Genomic DNA, 20,746 nt, shown 5'->3' with positions numbered 1-20,746 from the left:
TGGCCTAGTCTAAGGTGCCAGCAAACATATATCCGGCACCATGAGCGGTGAGGATAAAGTGTGGATCGGCTGGGTTGTCACCGAGTTTGCGGCGCAAACGGCCTATCATTACGTCCACTGAGCGGTCATTCGGTGTCCAAGCGCGGTCGTGGATCGCATCCATTAGCTGGTCTCTGCTGAGGACTTGGCCGGGCTTAGTGATCAGCGTATGCAGCAGCTTGAACTCTCCTTCTGGAAGGCGTTCGGTGCTGTTATCTGGGCTACTGAGTAACCGGCGGCTGCTGTCGAGCGACCAGCCCTCGAAGCGGATCAAACTATCGGTTTCTGCCGGTTGCGTGGCTTGGTCGGTCACGCGCCAAATAAGGTTCTTCGCGCGTACCAGCAATTCGCGTGGATTAAAGGGCTTTGTCACGTAGTCGTCGGCGCCGAGCTCAAGGCCCACGATGCGGTCGATCTCATCGCCTTTACTGGTGACTAAGATGATACCCACCTTGGATTGTACGCGTAGCTCGCGTGTTAGTGTGAGGCCGTCTTTACCGGGTAGGTTAATATCCAGCAGCACCAGATCGATATGCTCTGTTTGGATGCGCTGTAGCAGATCGTCCCCGTGATCGATTTCAGAAACGCGATAGCCCGCGTTCTCAAAATAACTGACCAGCAGGGCGCGAGAAGCAAAATCATCCTCGACGATCAAAATATGGTGTGGGTTAGCGTGTGTCATTGTCGTGTTGTGTCGCTATCTAGGCCAGCTCTTGGGCGTGTTGTTCGAGTGTAGCAACCCCACAAAGGTGAGAGAAGTGGCCGAAAAACGAAAGAAAGTTAAGTTGTTAATATGATAAAAGTTATTGAAAACAAAGGGTTGTAAATATAAAGGTGCTGTATTGTTACATTTTGTTACATACCTGCACAACTTAACACAAAACAAGGCAAGTTTATTTACACCGCGCCGGTAAGTTGGCCATTGTGTATAAACCGACACGTTCCTTAACTCGATGGGCCTGCATCGCTTTTGTGAAAGTGATGCTGCGACAATAATTCTTACAGGAGTAATTGGCCTTGAATAATAATAAATCCAAGCGAGCCCTACTGGGCGGAAGTGCACTGGCTTTGTTGGGGGCGATTGCTGCGCCAACAACCGTGTCTGCGATGGATGGTGCGAGCGTACTGCAAGAGAAATGCCTGATCTGCCATACCCGCACTGGCGATCCAGAGGCTCCCTATTCACGCATCAGCCAGCAGCGTAAAACCCCGGAAGGGTGGCACATGACCATCAACCGCATGCAGCGTTTGAATGGACTCGTTATCTCGCCGCAAGAGAAACAAGCTGTCATTCAATACCTCGCTGATACGCAAGGCTTGGCGCCATCTGAAACCGCGCCATATCGTTATGTATTAGAGCAGCAGCCCAACGTTGTTGAGCAGGACATAGATCCCGCTTACGTTGAGATGTGTGCGCGTTGCCACTCCAGCGCGCGCTTTGGCCTGCAACGCCGAACAGAAGCGGAGTGGAAGTTGCATGTCAACACCCACATGGCGATCAACCCAACCACTGAACTGCACGCCTTAGCGCGTGACCGCTCTTGGTACGATATCGCGTTAAACGATACGGCACCCAAGTTGGCAAAAGACTTTAACTTCCACGATGCTGCGTGGAAAAAGTGGCAAGCCGCGCCTAAACCGGAGCTTGCGGGCCGCTGGAGTGTTGCAGGCTTCTTACCTGAGCAGGGCGACTACAGTGCCACACTGACGATTACGCCAACCTCTAACAACCGCTTTGAGCTGACCCTCGATGGCCACTTTGTTGATGGCACTGCACTCAAAGGTAGCGGTAAAGCCAAACTATACGCAGGCTACGAGTGGCGTGCGCAATTGAACGTGAACGGTACCAAGATGCGCCAAGTGATGGCGGCATCTGAAGATGGCCAACAGCTAACGGGCCGTATGTATCAAGTGGGACGTGATGAGATGGGTGGCGAGATCAACGCACATGTTGGCACCGCTATCGCAGGTGTATCACCCGCTGCAATCAAGCAAGGTGCTGTACAAGAGATCACTATCATGGGTAGCGAGCTGAAGGGTAACGTCTCGTTAGGCCGTGGTGTTAGCGTTGAAAAAGTACTGACACGCGATAACGACCGCATCGTTGTGCTAGCGCGTGCCCAGAAGAACGCCACTGTCGGTGCGCGTGATGTTCGCGTTGGCCAATCCCGTGATCAGCAAGCGCTGGCTGTTTATGATCAGGTTGCGCGTGTGGCGGTGGTTCCGGCTGAGTCGATCGCTCGGGTCGGTGGTAATGGCGGCCTGGTACCGAAAGTGCAATCCACTTACCGTGCGCAAGCCTTTAGCGCTGGTCCAGATGGCAAAGCGGGTACAGCCGATGACCTCAATCTTGGCTATATGCCAGCGAACTGGTCTGTTGCGCCATTTAACGAAACAGCTGAACACGATAAAGATACGAAGTACGCCGGTTCAATCGACCAGCAGGGTATCTTTACACCGGGTGACGCAGGTCTTAACCCAGAGCGTAAGTTCTCGACTAACAACTTGGGTAACCTGAAAGTGGTTGCATCCATGGGTGAAGGCGATGAACAAGTTTCGGGTGATGCGCACCTACTGGTCACAGTGCCTGTGTATATCAAGCGAGCTGTTCAGTAGCCATAGGTGTGTGATAGCACCGGCGAAGTAGAATAATAAGAGGACGACCAAATGGGATCGTTAACACTCGTAAAACCCAACATGCATTTGGTGGATGTGGACGAGCGCCGCATGATGTTCCATGTACCGACAAGCAGCCTTTTCGAGTTGGATGCGTTGTCGGATGAGTTGATACAACTGTTTTCGGAAGAGGCGGAAGTATCAGCAGCACACATCAAAGCGCGCTTTGGCGGGCGCTTCCAGGTTGATGATGTGACGGAGACGCTAGCTGAGCTTAAGAGTCTCAAGATCATCGCAGATGCGGGCAGTGCCGCACAAATCAATATGGAGCCTCAAGCGGTGGAGTCATTTCCACTGACAACCATTGTGCTCAACACCAATACCGGCTGTAACTTGAGCTGCACCTATTGTTACAAAGAGGATCTGACGACCCCGTCCAAGGGCGACAAGATGGGCTTTGAAACGGCTGTGCAATCGATTGAGATGATGCTCAAGGAGTCGCCCAATCAGCGCCAGTACAATGTGGTTTTCTTTGGCGGAGAGCCATTGACCAATATGCCGCTGATCCGTGATGTGGTTGCCTACTGTGAAGAGCGCTTCGCTGCGCTTGAGTCAGAGGTGAGCTTCACAATGACCACAAACGCCACCATGCTCAATGAAGAGCTCGTGGATTGGTTTGATGCGCACCGCTTTGGCTTGACCATCTCGATGGATGGGCCAAAAGCGATGCACGATAAAAACCGTATCACGGTGGGTGGTCAGGGCACATATGACGTGGTGAAGCAGAAGGTAGCGATGCTGCTATCGCGCTATAAATCTCGTCCTGTGGGGTGCCGCGTCACACTGACGCGTGGGATTACCGATGTGGAAGCGATCTTTGATCACCTCTATAACGATCTTGGCTTTGCTGAAGTGGGTTTTGGGCCAGTGACCTCTGGCGATATTACCTCCTTTAACCTGACTGCCGATGAGATGGCAGAGGTGTTTGCAGGTATGAAGCGCTTAGGTAAAAAGTACCTGAAAGCTGCGCTTGAGGGCCGCAATATGGGCTTTGGCAACATGCATATGCTGATGACCGATATCCATGAGGGCAATAAAAAACAACTGCCTTGTGGGGCGGGTGTTGGGCTTTTAGCCGTGGATACAAAGGGGGGAATCAATCTTTGCCATCGCTTCACAGGTTCAGACCAGCCGCTGTTTGGTGATGTCAGCGAAGGGCTTGATAAAGCCAGCCTCGCGACTTTTGTGGAGACGCGTCTTGATCGCACGGATACCGGCTGTGAAACGTGCCGTATCCGCAATATCTGCTCGGGTGGCTGCTATCACGAAAGCTACGCAAAATATGGTGATGCAACCGTACCTTCCTACCACTACTGCGACCTACTACGTGACTGGGTTGATTATGGGGTAGAGGCGTACACACGCATCATGCTAGAGAATCCGAGTTTCTTCGAAGCTCATGTCTCTCCTAGAAGGAGTGCTTAAATGAAACATCTAAAGTCTTTTAACAAGAAAGCAAAAATGCTCGACCAAGCAACCTCTCAGAATGAGGTTGAAGAGGTGGTCGCGATGCAATCTGTGGTGGGCTGTACCTCCACGAATGATCCCGGCTGGGAAGTTGATCCATTTGGCGGGCTCGGTTCCTTGTGTCAGCCGATGGAGTCGGACCTTTACGGTTGTGCAGATGCGTGCTGGTGGCCAGCTCAGGTGCCTGACACCATGAGCAACTATCCAGAGTGGTCACAAGATGTGGCGAAAGCGAATGAAGATTGGCGCAAGCTTGACGGCATCTTCCCAGAGAACGACCAGTAACGGAGGCGCAGATGACTTTTTCTCGATTGTTTAAAGCGGTTGCGCTAATGGGTGCTGCCAGCGGTGCGGCCTTGTTAACCGGTTGTGCGGCTAACCCCATGGCTGAGCAGGGTATGAAAGCGGGTGGTCACGAATATGTACTGACGGTAACGCGCCCGAACCAACTGCATATCATTGATACAGAAACAAAGGATGTGGTGCGTAGCTGTGATGTGCCGGGCACCTTTGGTAGCGGCTCAATTGCTAGCTCACCCGATGGACGTATTGCGTACGTGTTAACCGCCGGTACTGAGAAGGTGGTGGGTTTTGATATTCGCAACTGCGACATCGTGTTTGCAGCAAACCAGTCAATCAATGGCGAGCGTGTAAAAACCTTTGTCTCGTTGGCGGTGAGTAACGATGGTAAAGAGCTATACACCGTGCAAAACCCAACGCGTAAGCTGAATGATCGCTACGATGTTCTGCAGCCGCGCTTAGCGGTTTATGACACGGCAGCTGGCCTCAATGCTAAGCCGCTACGCACGTATCCTGTGGATCGCCGTATCACTAAAATCGCTGTCATGGGCGATGGTCGTATCGTCTTGGGCGGCGCAGATCTGACTGCGATCAACCCGAACACGGGCGAAGTGAAAATGTTGAGCAAAATCCAGAACTGGAATCGTGCGGGCAGCTGGGTTCCACCTGATGCCTTCGCGATGTTCAACCAAGGTGAGCACGTGGGTGAATACATCATGCCGTACTTCACGATTAAGTGGAACGGCGCACCTGGGGATATGGAGAAAGCTGAGTTCTGGTGGGGTATGAACCGCATCGATCTGGCATCGGGTGAAGTAGAAGAGACTGAAACGGTGCCGTTTGAGTTTATCGTCTTCAACTGGATTACTGATCCGCTTAACAAAGATATTTTGTACGGCGCATTTAACCAGCTATCGAAGCACGATATCAGCAAGAAAGAGACCGTTGCGGCAGTGGATCTGGATCACACGTTCTACAGCATCAACATGGACAGCAACCGCACGATCTACATCGGCGGTGCATCTAGCGATATCTCAGTACATAACCCTGATACGCTGGAGAAGATCGCTTCCATCCAGCTAACTGGCGATATGTCTTCTGCGGACCTGCGAGTTGTTAAACTGCACTAATCAGGCTCAACAGTAGATATCGGTGAAAAAAAGGGCTGTCTTGGATAGCCCTTTTTGCGTTTCTCCAAGGTGATAGATTGGCACTAAAGCGCTGGTGGTTGCTCTTGGCGGCTGCTATAAAAAAGAAAAAATAATAAGGCGTTCAAATGGTTAAGTGGTTAGCAGCAGCGGTTGACGGAAAAGATCCTGCGAAATTAGAGCAGGCGTTCCGCTGGCTATATACCTTTATTCGGCCCCATCGGCGCGCCATTATCGGTCTATTGGGATTATCAATGCTCGGCTCAGCCTTTGTGCTGCTACAGCCTTGGTTGACCAAAATGTTGATCGATGATGCCTTGCTCGCGGGTGATTACAATTTGTTACTGGTGATGGCTGGCGCCATGATCGGGGTGGGCATACTGAGTACGATACTGTCGGGTGTGAATCGCTATCTGCACACTCAGCTCTCAGGACGCATCCTGTTTGCGCTGCGTGAACATCTGTATTGCCACCTACAAACACTATCGCCACGCTTTTTTGGCGGACGTCGTATCGGCGATATTCTCTCGCGCTTAGATGGCGATGTTTCTCAGATTCAACGGTTTGCGGTGGATAGTCTGTTCTCTGCGTTTAGCAGTGTTTTGGGCTTAGTTGGTGCATTGGTATTGCTGGTGTCACTCTCGTGGCAGCTCTCACTGTTGGTGCTGGTGCTGATCCCATTAGAGGTACTTTGGTTGCGCTGGATGCGGCGTAAAGTAGAGCGCCAAACCCGCATTATGCGTGAGCGCTCCGCTGATCTTAGCTCCTTTTTGGTGGAAACGCTGCCTGCCATGAAGTTTATTCAAGCCTCTGCACAAGAGAAACGTGAAGCGAACAAGCTCAACGGCTTAAGTGATCGTTACCTCGGCGAGCTTCTCAATCTTCAAGTTGTGGAGTTTTTTACGCAAGCGATCCCCTCGACATTGACCTCTTTAACCCGCGCCGCTGCATTTTTAATCGGCGGCTACTGGGTTATTCAGGGGCAGTGGCAGCTTGGTTCGCTTATCGCGTTCTCAACCTATTTGGGGATGGCGACGGGCCCTGTGCAAAGTCTCTTGGGGCTTTACGTTGCGATTCAGCGGATGTCGGTAAGTCTAGACCGAGTCATGGAGCTGCGCCGCGCAACACCAGAGGTCAGCTTGCCGGAGCAGCCGGTCACACTGCCTGAGCATGTGCAGGGGGATATTGTTTTTGAACAAGTGACATTCGGTTACCAAGCAGACCGGCCCATCTTATCGCAAGCAAATGCTCGCTTTAGCGCTGGTCGCAGCACGGCTTTGATCGGCCCATCGGGTGTTGGAAAATCAACTGTGATTGATTTGCTGCTGCGCTATTACGATCCGTCGCAGGGGCGGATTTTGCTAGATGGTGTCGAGCTGCGTCATATTCCGCTGGATCAGTTACGCCAACATATCGCGGTTGTAAGCCAAGAAGTGACACTATTTCGCGGCTCACTAGCCGACAATATTCGCTATGCTGCGCCCTCGGCAACTCAAGAGCAATTGCTCCACGCAATCGAGATGGCACAGCTAACTGACTGGGTGGCCACGCTACCGCAAGGGATCGAAACACCGATTGGCGAGCGGGGCAGCCAGCTATCGGGCGGCCAAAAGCAGCGTGTTGCCATCGCCAGAGCGCTGCTGCAGCAGCCATCGATCCTTATCTTAGATGAGGCCACGTCGGCGGTGGATGAAGCGACTGAACGTGAAGTGATCACCAATGTGAATCGGCTTTTCAGTGGCACAACGCGCATTGTCATTAGCCATCGTGCCTCAACACTGGTGGACGTTGATGAGCGTCTCCTGCTGCATGAACAGCAACTGCTAGATGATCTACCGCGTCACACAGATACAACGGGAGTGCAGGGTGCCAGTTAAGGTTGGAATGGTGGATAGCGGGTGCGGTTTTAGCCGTTCTGCGTTTTTAGACGTTAATCAGCGGGTTGTCGCGCAGGCGAGTTTTGTCTTTCGCGATGGTGGCGTTGAACAGGTGGCACCGATGGCGGATCAGCTCGGCCATGGCTCTGCTCTATTAGGTATTATTGGCCACTGCGCACCTGATGCGGAATTTGTGGTGGCGCAGATATTTCGCGAGCGCTTAACGACAACAGCAGCACAGGTAGCGGCGAGCATTGACTGGCTCGTTGATGAGCAGGTTGATGTAATCAACCTGAGTTTAGGGTTGCGCCAAGATCGCGATGTTCTGAAGCTAGCGTGTGATCGAGCACGACGAAAGGGCGTGATCTTGGTGGCCTCTACACCGGCACGGGGAGAACCCGTTTTTCCCGCCGCGTACGAAGGCGTGCTGCGTATGACAGGCGATGCGCGCTGTCAGCCAGATGAGTTTTCCCGGTTGCAAACGCGTTTAGCTGACTTTGGCGCGCATGTAAAAGGGGAGAATGGCGTTGTGGGGGCCAGCGCTGCGACAGCTTACCTAACTGGGTTTATAGCCCAGCACTTAATGGAGCACCCTCAGCATGATCTTGAGGCGCTCACGCGATGGTTGTGTGATGCTGCCACCTATCAAGGCGCAGAGGTGCTGCCATGGCAGCAAGCAGACGGAGAGCAAGCATGACAGATCCTATTCTGGTGTTGGGAGGTGGGCCCGCAGGCGGTGCCGTTGCGCTAGGGTTGGCCAAGTTAGGCTTCACGGTTGCGGTGGTGGCGACCCCGCGGCCATTTCGGGCGATGGAAGGCGTGTCTGAGCGCGTTGTCGAAGGTTTGCGCAATGTCGGTTTTCGTTATGCGCTTGAAGCGCTGCCTGCGCCCACACCACGTATGGCGAGCTGGAATGGCACGGCCGCGACAGCGAATACCGAGCGTCTGGTCGATCGTGAGCAGCTAGATGCTGGAATTCTTCAAGACTTGCAAGCCGCTAGTATCCGAGTGATCACAGGGCGCGTTAGTAAAGTTGAAGAGCATAACCATGGCTTTGATGTTTACCTGAAAGGGCAATCTGAGCCGCTTACGACCTCTTTTCTGGTTGAGGCTCGCGGGCGTAGTGCTCCAAGCGCCAGTTTGCCTCGTAAGCGCGGCCCAGAAACCGTCTCGTTGCTGCAGTATTGGCAGGGTGCTCCTATTGCGCCTTGCTCGGCTGCAGCTAGCTTTACAGAAGGATGGGCATGGATGGCTGCAGGTGCAGATGGGACCCGCTATCTGCAATTAACCTTTGATGTGGCGAGCAAAACGCTGCCGGAAAAGTCACTTCTAGTGGCGCACTGTAATCAGATTCTACTCTCCTTGCCGCAGGCTCAACACTTTACCCAAGACGCTGAACCGACTGGCGAGCTTCATGCGCGAACCAGTACCCCCATTCTTTGCGAACAAGCGGTTGGTGAGCGCTGGATTCGTGTGGGTGATGCTGCCATGGCGGTTGATCCGCTCTCGGGTAACGGTATTTTTCAATCGCTATCCAGTGCTTTACAGGCTCCTGCCGTGATCAATACCTTGATTAACAAGCCCGAGAATGCAGCTCTGGCGCAACAGTTCTATCAGCAGCGAGTTGATCACCTGTTTCATCGCTTTGCTCGCATTGGCCGCGACTTCTATGCATTGGAAGCGCAATGGCCGACACAGCCGTTTTGGCAACAGCGAGCCTGCTGGCCCGATACAGCACCGCTGCACCAAATAGCAGACCCAAGCTCCATTGAGGTCGTGATGATGCCGGTGGTTAAAGGGGGCTTTATAGAGCTTGCTGAAGTGGTGACCACCAATGATCAGCCACTGGGAATATGGCACCTCAATGGTCAGCCACTTGCACCCATTGCAAAAGCCTTAGCGCAGCGTAAGTCTCACGAAAGCTCTGAGGCCTGCTTTACACGAGTACTGGGGATGCCAGCCAAGGCTGCGGCCCAGTGGGCACTTTGGGCGAGTCAAAACGGTTGGGTTACTGAATAGAGCGCTGCGAACTAATTACAGCAGATGTTGTAAATGCTACAGGCAACGTCTCTGAAAATTGGGCGTGAAGCCCTCTTTTGTATGGTATGTATTTTGCTTTTCCTTTTGTACGTGTGACTTAACGCTAACGTGAGTTTGGTATGCAGGTACAAGGGGGATATTGTGAGAAACGGCTTAACTGATCTTTTGGAAAAGCTGGTAGACGACACCGAGGGCGACGATACGTCAATTGGTGAACTGGTCAAACAGTTGGAGAGCCGAGGGCTCGGCGCGATGCTCATCGTACCGGCCCTGATTGGTATTTTACCCACCTCTGCTGTACCTGGTGTTCCGAGTCTATGTGGAATCACGATTTTTTTGATAGCGATTCAGGGAGTCATGGGGGATCCATCGCCATGGCTACCGAAACGCTTAACCTCAATCACCCTGAGTCGAGACCGTTTTCTCAAAGGTGTGAACTACGCCCGTCCCTTCGCACAACGCTTGGATAAGATATTTAAACCGCGACTCAAATTTATGACACAGCAGTGGTCTAAGCGCGCCATCGCTTTTGCATGTGGGATCACGGGTTTGTTAATGATCCCTTTAGAACTCGTTCCTTTTTTAGCAGCATTACCTGCTTTAGCAGTTTTATTTACAGCGGTAGGCATTACCACAAATGATGGCGTCGTTGTTATCGCAGGTTGTACGTTTTCAGCTGGAAGTATTTACTTAGTATTAACTCAAGTTTCTATCTAGATAAATAAATAGATAGTTTTCAGTTTCATTTCAGATTGATCTTTTAATCTACACCCATCAAAACGACATTCAAGGCGCTGATCACGTATCACCGCCGACAACAGATTAAAGGGATCATCACCATGAAAACAGTTATCGCTTCTACACTTTTCGCCGTACTTGCTAGCTCTTCTGCCTTCGCTGCTAACGATCTTAGCCAGTTCTCTGATAATTCAGTGCAAGCAAACCTTGCAGTGGGCCATAGCAGCACAGCAACCGGCTTTAACACGGCTAACCCATTGTCTGAGCTAGGTAATTCTAAAGAAGCGCATCTAGCATCTGAGACACGTGTTGCCGATGCGAATGCACAGGGTGCGGTACTGGTTGCCTCTTACGGCCTTGATGTACCGAGCGTATCCAGCGAAGCGACACTGTAATACCCCGCTTTTTTCATCACTGTTCCATCCCTGCCATCCTCAGGTTTACAGTACACACGTTGGGAGCTTCGGCTCCCTTTTTTTATGGCTGCTATTTACGTTTTTTACATTGATAAAAAGATAAGGGAACTACGGTTTTTCTCTGTTTATAACCTTAGGTTTAAAAGGTTTTAACAAGAGGTTTAATCGGATTTTTCTGCGTATTTTATCTAAAAATAAATAAGAGTTTTCAGGTTTTTTCAGTTTCATTTCAGATTCGTCATATACATTTAACCCATCGAAACAAGCTATGAAGGCCACCCACCAGGTGAGCCACCGACAGAATCAAAAAAGGTAAACGATCATGAAAACACTACTTAACACAGCCATCATCACATCCGCTCTTTTCGCAACGTCAGCGTTTGCGGTGAATGACCTCAGCCAGTTTGGTGCAAACTCGGTTGAGAGCAACCTCGCGGCACACACCGTCGCAACAGAGCAAGGTTTTGAAGCGGCAGTCAGCCCACTGACACAACTGGGTGCGTCAACAGAAGGTCACCTATCTGCTCAAGTGGACAGCGCGCCAACGTACAACGCTGATAGCAGCGTGGCATCGTTTGGTTTGGAAGTACCCGCCAACTCTAACGAAGCCTTGTTGTAATCGATCAGTGCTGTAACCAACCAGCACGATAACGAATCACGCACGAACGGGAGATCGACACGTGATTTGAGCAAGTCGCTTAAACCAGAAGGAGGCCTTGGCCTCCTTTTTTTTGTGTGAAAAATAAAAAGCACTATATAACCGGAGTGCGCCTGTTTGTTTTCTAACGTACGGCTGTTTTTTTCTAAGGGTTATAGTTAGAAGTAACTTTGTATTTTTATAAGGCGTAATTTAAAAAATAAAAATATGTATTTCTTTGAATTAATCTAGTTTCTTTCAGTTTCGTTTCAGATTGATCTTTTAATCTACACCCATCAAAACGACATTCAAGGCGCTGATCACGCATCACCGCTGACAACAGATTAAAAGGATCATCACCATGAAAACAGTTATCGCTTCTACACTTTTCGCCGTACTTGCTAGCTCTTCTGCCTTCGCTGCTAACGACCTCAGCCAGTTCTCTGATAATTCAGTGCAAGCAAACCTTGCAGTGGGCCACAGCAGCACGGCAACCGGCTTTAACACCGCTAACCCATTGTCTGAACTAGGTAATTCTAAAGAAGCGCATCTAGCATCTGAGACGCGTGTTGCTGATGCGAATGCACAGGGTGCGGTACTGGTTGCTTCTTACGGTCTTGATGTACCGAGCGTATCCAGCGAAGCAACACTGTAATACCCCGCTTTTTTCATCACTGTTCCACCCCCTCTATCCTCAGGTTTACAGTACACACGTTGGGAGCTTCGGCTCCCTTTTTTTATAGCTGCTATTTGCGATTTTTTTGCAATGCTAAAAACATAAAATGCCTATGGTTTTTCTCTGTTTATAACCTGCGGTTTAAAAGGTTTTAACGAGAGGTTTAATCGGTTTTTGCTGCGTATTTTTAGCTAAAAATAAATAAAACTATTCAGGTTTTTTCAGTTTCGTTTCAGATTCGTCATATACATTTAACCCATCGAAACAAGCTATGAAGGCCACCAACAAGGTGAGCTACCGACAGAATCAAAAAAGGTAAACGATCATGAAAACACTCCTTAACACAGCCATCATCACATCCGCTCTTTTCGCAACGTCAGCTTTTGCGGTGAATGACCTCAGCCAGTTTGGTGCTAACTCCGTTGAGAGCAACCTCGCGGCACACACCGTCGCAACAGAGCAGGGTTTTGAAGCGGCAGTCAGCCCACTAACAGCGTTTGGTGCGTCAACAGAAGGTCACCTATCTGCTCAAGTGGATAGCGCGCCAACCTACAACGCTGATAGCAGCGTAGCATCGTTTGGTTTGGAAGTACCGGCTAACTCTAACGAAGCGCTGTTGTAATAAAGCACCACAGTAAGCTCCGAGTTCTATCGCTAAGCCCCGCTTAGCACAGCAGTAGCAGACGCATACTCTCATCATTGGACATCTTCTGTCAGGAGGCTTCGGCCTCCTTTTTTTATGCCTAAAATGTACTTTCGTCGTTCATAGCTTCGGTTTATCTTTAAACGTTCCTACCGTAGAGTGGAGCAACACGATGGACCGCCAACTGAATGATATCGAGATCCGTGTACTGGGGTGCTTAATCGAAAAAGAGCATACCACCCCTGATCTTTACCCCTTATCTCTCAATAGTTTAACTAACGCATGTAACCAGAAAAGCAGCCGTGACCCAGTCTTGTCTCTAACCGAAGCGGAGGTTGCGAACACCCTTGAGATACTGGAATCCAAGCGGTTAATTTTGGCTGAAAGTGGCTTCGGTAGCCGAGTGATTAAGTACAAGCATCGCTTCTGCAATACTGAGTTTAGCGAGCTTAAGCTAAGCCAAGCAGAGTTGGCGGTGTTGTGTGTACTGTTTTTACGCGGCGCCCAAACACCAGGGGAGTTGCGCTCGCGCTGTGCTCGCATCCATAGCTTCAATAATGTGGCAGAGGTGGAAGCTGTACTGCAGGAGATGCAGCAAGGCGAGTCCCCCTTAATTGTTATGCTACCGCGGGAGGCGGGGCGCCGAGAAGCCCGCTTCGCACACCTATTTGGCGATGCGCCCATCGAGACAAGCAGTGCTTCTTGTGCGGAGGTCGCGCCAGATCAAATAGCGCAATTACAGGCTCGTATCGCAGAGCTTGAATCTGAAGTAGAGCGGTTAAATCTCAAACTTAGCCACTACGAATCCCAGTAACGGAACAGACCCAAATTATAAGGAAGCCGCTGACGATGCGTGAACTGCACTTTTACTTCGATTTTATCTCGCCCTACGCTTACTTCAGCTGGCGTTGGCTACAGCCGTTTTGCCGCCAGCATCGCCTTACGCTGATACCGCACCCTGTGGTGTTCGGGAAGCTGCTCGACCACTGGGGTCAGTTAGGGCCTGCAGAGGTGAAACCTAAAAAAGCGGCACTGTATCGTTATTGTTATCGTTATGCTCACGCAGAGGGCTTCAATTTCAACCCACCCCAGCGCCACCCCTTCAATCCGTTACCGGCATTGCGGCTGAGCTTAAAAGAGGTCAGCGGCGAGCAGCAGCAGGCGCTGATCAGCGCTATTTTTGAGGCAGGTTGGTCTCGCGGTGCTGATCTTTCGTGCGAACACACACTCAAGCAGCTGGTAACGGATGTTGGATTAGACGCTGATATTACAATGGCGCGCATTCAGGAGGCTGATGTAAAAGCTTTATTGGTGCAAGAGACACAAGAGGCGCTCGCGCAGGATGTGTTTGGCGTTCCGACCTTCGTGCTAGACGGCGAACTGTTCTGGGGCAATGATCAGCGTGAGCATCTAAAGCTGTGTGTTGAAGGCAATGACCCGCTAGATCGAGAGGCGTTGGAAGAGATGCTGGCACGTGCTCGTGGCATTGATCGCAAGCAGTTTCAAAACCGTTAAGTGAGCAACGCGCGCTCAATCGAGCGCGCGGTTTAGAATCAGATACTCATCAGCACCGTTTTCACTTCTGTGTAGTACTCAATGGCTTCTGCGCCCATCTCACGGCCAAAACCTGACTGTTTATAGCCACCGAATGGCAGAGCAGGATCAAGTGCTGTGTGACAGTTGACCCAAACCGAACCGGACTTGATACGTGGAATCATCCGATGCACCTCGGATAGATTGTTCGACCAGATGCTGGCGCCCAAACCATACTGGCTGTCGTTGGCAATACGCACCGCTTCATCCACATCATCGAATGGCATGGCGACCAAAACGGGTCCGAAGATCTCTTCACGCACCACACTTGATTGCTGGTTTACATCCACCATAACCGTGGGTTGCACGAAGAAGCCGGGGCGATCAACCGCGCCACCACCGGTGGTGATTGTGGCACCGGCATCGCGGCCTTGATCGATATAGTTGCATACACGCGCTTGTTGCTTAGCAGAGACCAATGGCCCCATCTGAGCGGTTGCATCAAGACCACCACCCAACGTCATGTTGGCGGCAATATCCGAGATATCAGCCACGACGCGATCAAAGTGTTTTCTGTGCACATACAGGCGCGAGCCCGCGCAGCATACTTGGCCTTGGTTAAAGAAGATCGCGTTGGCAGCGCCTGCGGCGGCGGTGGCAAGATCGGCATCTTCTAGGATGATAGAGGGAGATTTACCGCCGAGCTCAAGGGTGATGCGGGTCATATTGTCGACCGCTGCATGGCCAATCAGTTTACCGATCTCGGTGGAGCCGGTGAAGGTGAGTTTATCAACATCCGGGTGTTGGCTTAGGGCAGCACCTGCTTCGTGGCCTAGACCGGTAACCACGTTGAACACACCCGGTGGGTAGCCCGCTTCTAGGGCAAGCTCCGCCAGCTTCAGCGCGGTTAATGGTGTATCTTCAGCGGGTTTCAGTACAACGGTACACCCCGTTGCGAGTGCAGGCCCTAGCTTCCAGCACGCGAGTAGCAATGGGAAATTCCAAGCGACAATCGCGCCAACCACACCAACCGCTTCGCGGCGGGTGTACCCATGAAACTGGTTATCCGGCATAAACGGTAGTGAGACATCGACGGTACGGCCTTCAATTTTCGTTGCAAAGCCTGCCATGTAGCGCAAAAAGTCAACGGCCAGACGAATATCCACATGCTCGGCGATCACCGCACTTTTACCGTTATCAATGGCTTCGATCTCTGCGAGCAGCGGTGCATTTTTCTCAATCAGGTCCGCGAAGTCGAGCAGCAACTTTTGGCGTGCGACAGGGCGGATGCGACTCCACTCCGAGTCATCGAATGCTTGGCGTGCGGCTGCAACCGCTTTGTTGATGTCGTTAACATCACCCGCTTGAATTGTGGTGATCTGCTCGCCATCAGATGGGTTAAGCACCGGGTGGGTGCGCCCACTAGAGGCTTCAAGCCACTGATCGCCAATTAACAGCTTATGTTGGCGCTGAATAAAATCGAGTGCAGCTTGGGATGGGGTGTTTGGAATATCGCTCATCTTTTCAACCTTTTAATTATTTTTGTGTAGGAACAGTGTTGTTATCGCAAGAGCTATGCCATTTCGGGTGGTTTTATTAACTTGTTGTTTTTTATATGTATTTTTTGTTTTGAGAGGGCTGTATCAAGGTGTCTCAGGTGTCTCATGATGAGACGGTCGCTGTATCAAAGTGAGACAGTGCAACAGGGTCAAAAGAACTAGAGGGCAGTGCGTAAGGATAATTAACTTATTGAAAAGTATGCATTTTGATTTCTTGGCATACGACATGCTTTCTATCTGAACAGGTTGGAATAAGTCGCGCCAGCGACGACTGAATAATAAACATAAGAGGAGTCTGGCCTTGATGAAGAATCGGAACCTACCCCGGTTGGCGGGTGGTGTGATGGTTGCAGGTATGCTGTTACCCACTACCTCAAGCTATGCGGCGGATGCAGAACAGATCATTCGTGATAACTGTTTGCTTTGCCACAGCGAAGAGAACGCGTCCGCCCCCCAATTTAGCCGCATGAGTCACCAACGGAAAACCCCAGAGGGGTGGTTGATGACGATTGCTCGTATGCAACTGATGCACGGCCTTAAGATCACTGATGAAGAGCGCCGTACGCTCGTCAAATACTTTGCTGATCGCCAAGGTTTAGCACCTGAAGAGACCGCAGGCTCGCGCTATGCCATGGAGCGACGCCTAAACACCATGGAATCCTTTGAGTCAGCTGACTTTGAACAGATGTGTGCCCGTTGCCACTCTGGAGCGCGTGTTGCATTACAGCGCCGCCCCGCGCAAGAGTGGGAAAAGTTGGTGCACTTTCACTTAGGTCAGTGGCCTTCTCTTGAGTATCAGGCGATGGCGCGTGATCGCGACTGGTTTGATATTGCACTTGAAAAGATGGTGCCGGAACTCACCAGCAGTTATCCGCTGCAGTCCAGCGCGTGGGAGAGCTGGAAAGCTGCGCCCAAGGCTGATCTTGCTGGGCGTTGGAGTTTCTCGGGCCAACTGCCAGGTAAGGGTGATCTGCACGGCACCATGACCGTGGTTGCTAAGCAAGGAGATCGCTACGAGGTCAGTGTTGATGGCCAATACGCCGATGGCAGCCCGATCAAAGGCAGTGGCCGAGCGATCGTGTATACCGGTTATGAATGGCGGGCAGACTTAACAATCGATGGCGTGAAAGTGCGTCAAGTATTTGCCGCTTCCAAATCGGGTCAGCAGCTAACCGGACGCATGTTCGAAGCTGTTCATGATGAAGTGGGTGCTGACATCGTCGCAGTACGCGAGGGTAGTGCTCCTATGTTGCTTGATGTGCAACCAGAGTACATTCGTGCCGGTAGCCGTGCCCAGTTAACACTGGTGGGTACGGGGTTAGGTGAGCAGGTGTCGCTAGGTGATGGTCTGCAAGTGGTGAAAGAGCTATATCGCGATGACAACAAGGTTGTTGTTGAGGTGATGGCGGATGCCGGTGCCAGCGAAGGTGCACGTCAGGTTTCAGCAGGTTCTGCTAACGGTGCTTCAGTCAATGTTTTCTCCTCGATCGATCAAGTGAAAGTGGTACCCGAGTTTGCAGTTGGGCGCGTCGGCGGTAACGGAGGCTCTACACCAAAATACAACGCTCAGTTCCAAGCGGAAGCATGGGCGAACGGCCCTGATGGTAAAGCAGGCACTGAGGATGATTGGCGTATCGGTTTTGTCCCAGCCAGTTGGCACGTGGAACCTTTTGATGAGCGCGCTAAAGCTGACCGTGACACTGAGTTTGCCGGTGTGATGGATGCACGTACGGGTAAATTTACCACAGGTGCAGCAGGGCCTAACCCAGAGCGGAAAATGTCCACGAACAATGCCGGTAACCTAAAAGTGGTGGCGGCTGTGAAAGAGGGCAGTGAAACCCTAACAGCGGATGGCCAGTTAATCGTCACCGTGCAGCGCTGGAACAATCCACCTCTGCCATAACACACGATGTCGAACCTAAAAAAATAATAATTGAGGAGGGTCCTGCGATGGGTGCCCAACTTACGATAGTCGAAAAGAACCTACATTTGGTGGATGTTACGGGGCGGCAGATGCTGTTCCATATTCCATCCAGCAGCCTGTTCGAGGTGGATTCTGCCAGTGCGCAGTTGATCGCTTTGCTGCGCCAGCAACCTGGCCTGACCGCCGAGGAACTGCTTGCGGCGATTCCACCGGGTGTGGACAGCAGTACTTACCAGCAAACCCTGCGTGATCTTATCGCGCTTGAGCTGGTGAGTGATGGCTCGCCACTGACGCCCGATGTAGGCGTTAAAAAAGTGACTGAGTTTCCGCTCAACACGGTGGTGCTCAACGTCAACACCGGTTGTAACCTCAGTTGCAGTTACTGCTACAAAGAGGATTTGGACAAACCCTCTGCCGGGAAAAAGATGGACTTTGCGACTGCGCGCCAGTCCATCGAGATGCTGTTGGCGGAGTCTCCCAACGAGGCGCGTTACAACATCGTCTTCTTTGGTGGCGAACCGCTGTCCAACTTCCGCTTGATCAAGGAGGTCGTTGCTTTTGCCGAGCAGCGCTTTGCTGAGCTTGGTAAGCCGGTGGACTTCACCATGACAACCAATGCCACGTTGCTCACGGAAGAGATCGCCGACTGGCTCTCTGAGCATCGCTTTGGCTTATCGGTCAGTATGGATGGCCCGAAGGCGATCCATGACAAGAACCGTATCACGGTGGGTGGCCAAGGCACCTACGATGTGGTGAGCCGCAAAGCCAAAATGCTACTGCAGCGCTATGGCTCGCGGCCGATTGGCGCACGTGTCACCTTAACTCGTGGTGTGACCGATATTAAGCGTATATGGGATCACCTATTCAATGAGTTGGGCTTTGCTGAGGTGGGCTTCGCACCGGTGACCTCTGGTGATATTAGCTACTACAACCTCAGTGATGAGGAGTTGGTCGAAGTCTTTCAAAATATGAAAGCGCTGGGTGAGCTTTACCTGGAAGCGGCACTTGAGCATCGCAATATTGGTTTCTCCAATATGCACCAGCTGATTACAGATCTGCACGAGGGCAACAAGAAAGCGCTGCCTTGTGGCGCCGGGGTTGCCATGTTGGCGGTTGATCACGAAGGGGAGCTGAATCTGTGCCACCGGTTTACCGGGTCTGATTTAGATACCTTTGGCAACGTCAACGACGGTGTTGATAAAGCCCGCTTGGGGGACTTTCTAGAGCAGCGCTTGGACCGCACCGACACCGGTTGCGCCAGCTGCCGAATCCGTAACCTGTGCTCTGGTGGCTGTTACCACGAAAGTTACGCCCGTTACGAAGACCCCACTCGTCCCACTTACCACTACTGCGATCTGATGCGCGACTGGGTTGATTTTGGTATCGACGTTTATAGCCGCATCATGGCCGAGAATCCGGCCTTTATCGATAGTTACATTTCTCCGCGGAGGGCCCATTAAGATGAAGCCGATTAACAACAAAGCACATACGCTGCAAAAAGCGGTGGAAGAGAACCATGTTGAAGAGGTAGTCGCGATGCAATCTATCGCTGGCTGTACCGCAACCACAGACCCCGGCTGGGAGATCGATGCTTTTGGTTCAGTCACATCGCTATGCCAGCCGATGGAATCTGATCTGTACGGTTGTGCTGATCCTTGCTGGTGGCCTGCACAGGTGCCAGACATGATGAACACCTACCCTGATTGGAACAAAGATGCACACGCATCTGGCGAGAACTGGCGCAACCTTGGCACCGTTTTCCCTGCGGACAAAGATTAATAGAAGGAAGTACACGATGAACAACAAGAATAAGCTTCGTTGCTTGGCTAAACGGTCATTTTCTATGCTGGGCTTCAGTGCTGCACTGGTCGGTGCTGCGGTCAGCTATTCAGCATCAGCTGCCGCTCAAGGCCCTGCGCTAAAAGCGGGGCAAGAGTATATGGTTGTTGCTAGCTATCCTAACCAACTGCATGTGATCGATGCTGAAAAAGATAGTCTTTATAAAAGCTGTGACATGCCGGGGCGTTTTGGGCCGGGAGCTATTCAGGTGGCGCCCGACCATAAAACGGCATATGTGCTCAACAACGGCTACGAAGATATTTATGGCGTCAACATGGACACCTGCGAGGTGACTTTCCATGCCAAGATGTCCCAAGCCTCAAATGAGCGCACCAAAACCCTGTATGCGTTTGCGCTAAGTTACGACGGTAAAGAGCTCTACACAGTTCAGAACCCGACGATCTTGCGCAGCGACCACTATGAAGTTCAGCCTACGCGGTTGGCGGTTTACGACACCTCGGCAGGCTTAAAAGCAAAACCTATTCGTACGTTCCCATCGCCACGGTTGGTGACGGCGATGCAGGTGGGTAAAGACGGTGGCCTTTATATGGCAGGTGCCGACATCTATAAAATGGATGTACACACCGGTGAGTATGAGGTAGCAGTACCGAGCCGCAACTGGCAGCGTGAGCGTTATGTGCAGCCTGATGTCTTGAATGTTTGGGCGGTACAGACCCCGACCGAAGATTTCACGATCCTCTATACAACAGCACGTTTCCAAGAGGGCTCGGAAGATCTTAATACCGCAGACTGGCTGTATGGTTATTTTAATATCAACCTTGCAACAGGCGAGACAACCACCCAAGACTTTGCTCCGATTACGGAGATCTACTTTACCGGCACACGTTCGCCAAAAGACTCGAACATCATGTATGGCGTACTCAACCGATTGGCGAAGTACGATATTGAGAAGCAAGAGTTGCTAGGCGTTGCGGAGTTAGATCACTCCTACTACTGCATCACGCCTAATAACGATGGGAGTAAGGTTTATCTTGCCGGTACCTACAACCACGTTGCGGTATACGATGCTGACACGCTAGCGCATCTCAAAACCATCACCTTGCCAGGTGGTGATATGTCTACAACCACGGCACAGGTCTTTATTCGCTAGTTTTACCCCAAAGAGCGTGAACGCGTCGGTGTGTTTAACACGCTCTCTGCACTGCATTCCTCACCGGCCTTAGGTCGGTGGGGCTTTTTTGCGTTGGTACATACACTTGAAACTTGGTTCTTA

20 protein-coding genes are annotated in these 20,746 nt (G+C 51.5%); 18 read left to right on the top strand and 2 right to left on the bottom strand.

Annotated features, from left to right (window positions below; translation table 11 throughout):
- Positions 1-4: 4 nt before the first annotated feature.
- Positions 5-721, bottom strand: a complete 717-nt coding sequence (gene torR, locus EOE65_RS15885; RefSeq protein ID WP_127695525.1) for a two-component system response regulator TorR — start codon at positions 719-721, stop codon at positions 5-7.
- Positions 722-1,056: 335 nt separating this feature from the next.
- Between torR and peaA (EOE65_RS15880) the strand changes: the two genes are divergently transcribed.
- From peaA (EOE65_RS15880) to EOE65_RS15815, 14 genes are all read left to right on the top strand, one after another.
- On the top strand, positions 1,057-2,655 hold the full coding sequence (gene peaA / locus EOE65_RS15880; RefSeq protein WP_127695523.1) for a quinohemoprotein amine dehydrogenase subunit alpha: 1,599 nt from the start codon (positions 1,057-1,059) through the stop codon (positions 2,653-2,655).
- A gap of 51 nt (positions 2,656-2,706) precedes the next feature.
- Positions 2,707-4,140: a quinohemoprotein amine dehydrogenase maturation protein gene (gene peaB, locus EOE65_RS15875; protein ID WP_127695521.1), complete on the top strand. Its 1,434-nt coding sequence runs from the start codon at positions 2,707-2,709 to the stop codon at positions 4,138-4,140.
- Complete coding sequence (gene qhpC, locus EOE65_RS15870; protein WP_127695519.1) at positions 4,141-4,467, top strand: quinohemoprotein amine dehydrogenase subunit gamma; 327 nt, start codon at positions 4,141-4,143, stop codon at positions 4,465-4,467.
- A gap of 11 nt (positions 4,468-4,478) precedes the next feature.
- Positions 4,479-5,612 carry a quinohemoprotein amine dehydrogenase subunit beta gene (peaD, locus tag EOE65_RS15865; protein ID WP_127695517.1) on the top strand — a complete coding sequence of 378 codons (1,134 nt, stop codon included), beginning with the start codon at positions 4,479-4,481 and terminating at the stop codon, positions 5,610-5,612.
- Positions 5,613-5,758: 146 nt separating this feature from the next.
- Complete coding sequence (locus EOE65_RS15860) at positions 5,759-7,507, top strand: ABC transporter ATP-binding protein (protein ID WP_127695515.1); 1,749 nt, start codon at positions 5,759-5,761, stop codon at positions 7,505-7,507.
- On the top strand, positions 7,497-8,204 hold the full coding sequence (qhpE, locus tag EOE65_RS15855) for a subtilisin-like serine protease QhpE (RefSeq protein WP_164847135.1): 708 nt from the start codon (positions 7,497-7,499) through the stop codon (positions 8,202-8,204). Before EOE65_RS15860 ends, qhpE begins: the two co-directional genes overlap by 11 nt.
- A complete protein-coding gene (qhpG, locus tag EOE65_RS15850; RefSeq protein ID WP_164847134.1) occupies positions 8,201-9,526 on the top strand; it encodes a flavin-dependent monooxygenase QhpG in 1,326 nt (441 codons plus the stop codon). Before qhpE ends, qhpG begins: the two co-directional genes overlap by 4 nt.
- Before the next feature lie 162 nt (positions 9,527-9,688).
- Complete coding sequence (locus EOE65_RS15845) at positions 9,689-10,264, top strand: exopolysaccharide biosynthesis protein (protein WP_164847133.1); 576 nt, start codon at positions 9,689-9,691, stop codon at positions 10,262-10,264.
- Positions 10,265-10,386: 122 nt separating this feature from the next.
- Complete coding sequence (locus EOE65_RS15840) at positions 10,387-10,680, top strand: hypothetical protein (protein ID WP_127695505.1); 294 nt, start codon at positions 10,387-10,389, stop codon at positions 10,678-10,680.
- Between the two features lie 343 nt (positions 10,681-11,023).
- Entirely contained in the window at positions 11,024-11,320 is a 297-nt protein-coding gene (locus tag EOE65_RS15835) for a hypothetical protein (RefSeq protein WP_127695507.1), read from the top strand.
- Positions 11,321-11,699: 379 nt separating this feature from the next.
- Positions 11,700-11,993 carry a hypothetical protein gene (locus EOE65_RS15830; protein WP_127695505.1) on the top strand — a complete coding sequence of 98 codons (294 nt, stop codon included), beginning with the start codon at positions 11,700-11,702 and terminating at the stop codon, positions 11,991-11,993.
- Between the two features lie 346 nt (positions 11,994-12,339).
- Complete coding sequence (locus tag EOE65_RS15825) at positions 12,340-12,636, top strand: hypothetical protein (protein WP_127695503.1); 297 nt, start codon at positions 12,340-12,342, stop codon at positions 12,634-12,636.
- A 193-nt stretch (positions 12,637-12,829) separates the two neighbouring features.
- A complete protein-coding gene (locus EOE65_RS15820; RefSeq protein ID WP_127695501.1) occupies positions 12,830-13,471 on the top strand; it encodes a YceH family protein in 642 nt (213 codons plus the stop codon).
- A 35-nt stretch (positions 13,472-13,506) separates the two neighbouring features.
- Entirely contained in the window at positions 13,507-14,172 is a 666-nt protein-coding gene (locus EOE65_RS15815; protein ID WP_127695499.1) for a 2-hydroxychromene-2-carboxylate isomerase, read from the top strand.
- Positions 14,173-14,210: 38 nt separating this feature from the next.
- On the opposite strand, the gene EOE65_RS15810 is transcribed toward EOE65_RS15815, so the two are convergent.
- A complete protein-coding gene (locus EOE65_RS15810) occupies positions 14,211-15,710 on the bottom strand; it encodes an aldehyde dehydrogenase family protein (protein WP_127695497.1) in 1,500 nt (499 codons plus the stop codon).
- A 343-nt stretch (positions 15,711-16,053) separates the two neighbouring features.
- On the opposite strand from EOE65_RS15810, the gene peaA (EOE65_RS15805) reads away from it, so the two are divergent.
- Genes peaA (EOE65_RS15805) through peaD (EOE65_RS15790) form a run of 4 tightly spaced genes read left to right on the top strand, consistent with a single transcriptional unit; the run spans position 16,054 to position 20,623 of the window.
- The gene (gene peaA / locus EOE65_RS15805) at positions 16,054-17,652 is read left to right on the top strand and encodes a quinohemoprotein amine dehydrogenase subunit alpha (protein WP_127695495.1); all 1,599 of its coding nucleotides are present in this window, start codon (positions 16,054-16,056) and stop codon (positions 17,650-17,652) included.
- A 47-nt stretch (positions 17,653-17,699) separates the two neighbouring features.
- Entirely contained in the window at positions 17,700-19,133 is a 1,434-nt protein-coding gene (peaB, locus tag EOE65_RS15800; protein WP_127695493.1) for a quinohemoprotein amine dehydrogenase maturation protein, read from the top strand.
- Position 19,134: 1 nt separating this feature from the next.
- Positions 19,135-19,452: a quinohemoprotein amine dehydrogenase subunit gamma gene (gene qhpC, locus EOE65_RS15795; protein ID WP_420846535.1), complete on the top strand. Its 318-nt coding sequence runs from the start codon at positions 19,135-19,137 to the stop codon at positions 19,450-19,452.
- 16 nt (positions 19,453-19,468) lie between these two features.
- Positions 19,469-20,623, top strand: coding sequence for a quinohemoprotein amine dehydrogenase subunit beta (gene peaD / locus EOE65_RS15790; RefSeq protein WP_164847132.1), 1,155 nt, complete (start codon positions 19,469-19,471; stop codon positions 20,621-20,623).
- The last annotated feature ends 123 nt before the right edge of the window (positions 20,624-20,746 follow it).

It is taken from the genome of Neptunomonas marina (assembly GCF_004005935.1).
GTDB classification, from domain to species: Bacteria; Pseudomonadota; Gammaproteobacteria; order Pseudomonadales; family Balneatricaceae; genus Neptunomonas; species Neptunomonas marina.
The sequence above is the reverse complement of the archived record's forward strand: the minus strand, read 5'-3'. Positions and strand labels throughout refer to the sequence as shown.

Excerpts from the sequence above, each read along its gene's own strand:
- qhpC (WP_127695519.1), top strand. The coding sequence starts at position 4,141 with ATGAAACATCTAAAGTCTTTTAACAAGAAAGCAAAAATGCTCGACCAA.
- peaA (WP_127695495.1), top strand. The coding sequence starts at position 16,054 with ATGAAGAATCGGAACCTACCCCGGTTGGCGGGTGGTGTGATGGTTGCA.
- qhpG (WP_164847134.1), top strand. The coding sequence starts at position 8,201 with ATGACAGATCCTATTCTGGTGTTGGGAGGTGGGCCCGCAGGCGGTGCC.
- EOE65_RS15840 (WP_127695505.1), top strand. The coding sequence starts at position 10,387 with ATGAAAACAGTTATCGCTTCTACACTTTTCGCCGTACTTGCTAGCTCT.
- peaB (WP_127695493.1), top strand. The coding sequence starts at position 17,700 with ATGGGTGCCCAACTTACGATAGTCGAAAAGAACCTACATTTGGTGGAT.
- torR (WP_127695525.1), bottom strand. The coding sequence starts at position 721 with ATGACACACGCTAACCCACACCATATTTTGATCGTCGAGGATGATTTT.
- EOE65_RS15860 (WP_127695515.1), top strand. The coding sequence starts at position 5,759 with ATGGTTAAGTGGTTAGCAGCAGCGGTTGACGGAAAAGATCCTGCGAAA.
- EOE65_RS15815 (WP_127695499.1), top strand. The coding sequence starts at position 13,507 with ATGCGTGAACTGCACTTTTACTTCGATTTTATCTCGCCCTACGCTTAC.
- EOE65_RS15810 (WP_127695497.1), bottom strand. The coding sequence starts at position 15,710 with ATGAGCGATATTCCAAACACCCCATCCCAAGCTGCACTCGATTTTATT.
- EOE65_RS15820 (WP_127695501.1), top strand. The coding sequence starts at position 12,830 with ATGGACCGCCAACTGAATGATATCGAGATCCGTGTACTGGGGTGCTTA.
- peaD (WP_127695517.1), top strand. The coding sequence starts at position 4,479 with ATGACTTTTTCTCGATTGTTTAAAGCGGTTGCGCTAATGGGTGCTGCC.
- EOE65_RS15825 (WP_127695503.1), top strand. The coding sequence starts at position 12,340 with ATGAAAACACTCCTTAACACAGCCATCATCACATCCGCTCTTTTCGCA.
- peaD (WP_164847132.1), top strand. The coding sequence starts at position 19,469 with ATGAACAACAAGAATAAGCTTCGTTGCTTGGCTAAACGGTCATTTTCT.
- qhpC (WP_420846535.1), top strand. The coding sequence starts at position 19,135 with ATGAAGCCGATTAACAACAAAGCACATACGCTGCAAAAAGCGGTGGAA.
- peaB (WP_127695521.1), top strand. The coding sequence starts at position 2,707 with ATGGGATCGTTAACACTCGTAAAACCCAACATGCATTTGGTGGATGTG.
- EOE65_RS15830 (WP_127695505.1), top strand. The coding sequence starts at position 11,700 with ATGAAAACAGTTATCGCTTCTACACTTTTCGCCGTACTTGCTAGCTCT.
- EOE65_RS15835 (WP_127695507.1), top strand. The coding sequence starts at position 11,024 with ATGAAAACACTACTTAACACAGCCATCATCACATCCGCTCTTTTCGCA.